General features: G+C 61.2%; 2 protein-coding genes. Both read right to left on the bottom strand.

Annotation, left to right across the window (positions count from 1 at the left end):
- Positions 1 to 112: 112 nt before the first annotated feature.
- On the bottom strand, positions 113 to 1,564 hold the full coding sequence (gene rhlB, locus G1E_RS18175; RefSeq protein WP_009684452.1) for an ATP-dependent RNA helicase RhlB: 1,452 nt from the start codon (positions 1,562 to 1,564) through the stop codon (positions 113 to 115).
- Between the two features lie 101 nt (positions 1,565 to 1,665).
- Positions 1,666 to 2,322, bottom strand: a complete 657-nt coding sequence (locus G1E_RS18170; protein WP_009684451.1) for an alpha/beta hydrolase — start codon at positions 2,320 to 2,322, stop codon at positions 1,666 to 1,668.
- Between the last annotated feature and the right edge of the window lie 386 nt (positions 2,323 to 2,708).

Genomic DNA, 2,708 nt, shown 5'->3' with positions numbered 1-2,708 from the left:
GCAAAGCGGCCCCGGCAATTGATGCGTTGAAGCTGAAATCCTAGGGCCGCTGTGCGGCCCTATCGCGACACAAGGCCGCTCCTACAGGGGGATATGTATTCCCAGCCACGGGTCAGTGATGCTTGCGCGGCACCGGCTTCAGCAGCTCATCCGGCGGCATCTCGCATTTGATCTTGCGCCCCAGCAGCTCTTCGATCGCCGGCAGCTGATACGAGTCATCTTCCCCGGCAAAGCTGATCGATACGCCATTGGTGCCGGCACGGCCGGTACGGCCAATGCGGTGCACGTAGTCGTCCGGGTCCTCTGGCAGGGTGAAGTTGATCACGTGGCTGATGCCGTCGATGTGGATCCCGCGCCCGGCCACGTCGGTGGCGACCAGAACGGTGATGCGCCCTTCGCGGAAGTTCTCCAGGGTACGAATACGCTTGTGTTGCGGCACGTCGCCCGACAATTGGGCGGCGTTGATGCCGTCGCGCACCAGTTTTTCCTCGATGCGCCGCACTTCGTCCTTGCGGTTGGCGAACACCATCACCCGTTCCCAGCGGTTCTGGGTCACCAGGTTGTACAGCAGCTTGTACTTGTCGCTGCCGGCCACCGCATAGACATGCTGCTCGACCGTTTCGCTGGCCACGTTCTCCGGTTCGATCTCGACGATGGCCGGGTTGGTGGTCCATTGCTTCGCCAGGTTCATCACGTCCTCGGTGAACGTGGCCGAGAACAGCAGGGTCTGGCGCTCGCTTTTGGGCGGCGTCTGGCGAATGATCTGGCGCACTTGCGGAATGAAGCCCATGTCGAGCATGCGGTCGGCTTCGTCCAGCACCATCACTTCAACCATGTCCAGGTGCACCTCGCCCCGCTGGTTGAAGTCCAGCAGGCGGCCCGGTGTAGCCACCAGGATGTCGCAGTGGCGCGCTTCCAGGGCCTTGAGCTGCTTGTCGAAGTCCATGCCGCCGACGAAGCTCATGACGTTCAGGCCGGTGTACTTGGTCAGCGCCGCAGCATCCTTGGCGATCTGTACCACCAGCTCGCGGGTTGGCGCGATGATCAGCGCCCGCGGCTCACCCATGTAGCGCTCTTTGGGTGCAGGGGTCTGCTGCAGCTGGGAAATGATCGAGATCAGAAACGCTGCGGTTTTGCCGGTGCCGGTCTGGGCACGGCCGATGGCATCCTGGCCACGCAGGGTGTAACCCAGCACCTGCGCCTGGATCGGCGTGCAGTAGGGGAAGCCCAGGTCGTGGATCGCGTGCATCACCTCGCTGGACAGCTTGAAGTCGTGGAAGCGGGTCTTGCCCTCCTGCGGCTCGACCACGAAGTCTTCCAGTTTCCACAGGCTGGCCTGGGGCTTGGGCTTGCGCTCGCGACGTGGTTTGTCCTTGGCCGGCTTGTCGGCCACTGGCGTTGCGGCAACAGGCGATTCTGCCTTGGGGGTAGGGTTGGCGCGTGGGGCCGCCGGTTGCGCCTCGCTGGCGGGTGCCGGCGCAGGCGGCGTCACACTGGCAGCAGGAGCGGCGGCCTGTGGTGCAGCCTCTCCCTTGCCGAATATTTTCTTGAGTGCCTTGAGCACGATCGTCTCATCAACTGATTAAGGAATGTACGCCGGGCAGTGTAATGCAAGAATCGGGCGTGGCGTAGTGGAATAGCCTTACAACTACAGGCGGCCTTGGCTCATTGCAGTTGCTTTGCCAGCCAGTCGTGGATGTCGCTCAACTCTTCGACCACTACCTCGTGTTCCATTGGATATTCGTGCCAGCGGGCAGCTACGCCCCAGGTGTTCAGGTACTCGAAGGCGGTGCGGCCCATGGCCGGGATCACCACCGGGTCGTGCACGCCATGCAGGCACAGGGCCGGGGTGCGTTGCTGGCAGGCACTGAGCTGGTGTTGGTCATTGAAGGTGGGGGCGTAGGTGGACAGGGCGATGACCCCACCCAGCGCCTCTTGCCACTTTATATAGGCAGTGTGCAACACCACCGCGCCGCCCTGGGAGAAACCGGCGAGGAAGATGCGCGACAAGCTGACGCCTTTGGCCTGCTCCGCCTTGATCAGCGCCACCACTTGCTCGGCCGACTCCTCCAACTGAGCCTCGTCTATGGCGCGGGCCGGGGTCATGGCCTTGATGTCGTACCAGCTGGGCATGGCATAGCCGCCATTGATGGTCACCGGGCGGGTGGGTGCCTGGGGCATCACGAAGCGAGTGCTGGTCAAACGCTCCTGCATGAATTCGGCTACGGGTAGGAAGTCGTAACGGTCGGCTCCCAAGCCGTGCAACCAGATCACACAGGCATCAGCGGTTTTCTGTGGTTCGAGAATCAGCGGGTTGGTCATGACTGCTCCGAAAGAGTGCGGGTGATCGTGTTGTGTGCGTTAAAAAAAAGCGCTGTACAGGATTGCCTGAAAAAGAATGTCGCAACGATACAACTTTCCCTACTTGACGAACGCTTAAACGCTCCAGCCAAAACATTTGGTACGCGCTTTGCAGTTCAAGGTGCGATGCAAAGGGCGGGCCGTGACGGTAACACCCTTTGTACGCGAAGGCTGTCATAGAACAGCCCATTGCGCCAATTGACCCAATAACTAGCCAATACGGGTCGGACATGCCTCAAAAGGGTGCGGTGCAATTCCGGCTCGATACAACAAGAGCGATTTGGAGGTTGTGAATGAAAGTGTTGAAAACCACCCTGGCAGTCCTGACCGCTGCCGCCGCGCTGGGC

The sequence above is a fragment of the Pseudomonas sp. TJI-51 genome, assembly GCF_000190455.2.
Classification (GTDB): Bacteria; Pseudomonadota; Gammaproteobacteria; order Pseudomonadales; family Pseudomonadaceae; genus Aquipseudomonas; species Aquipseudomonas juntendi.
Note: the sequence above shows the minus strand (reverse complement) of the source record. Positions and strands in the feature narration are given on the sequence as shown.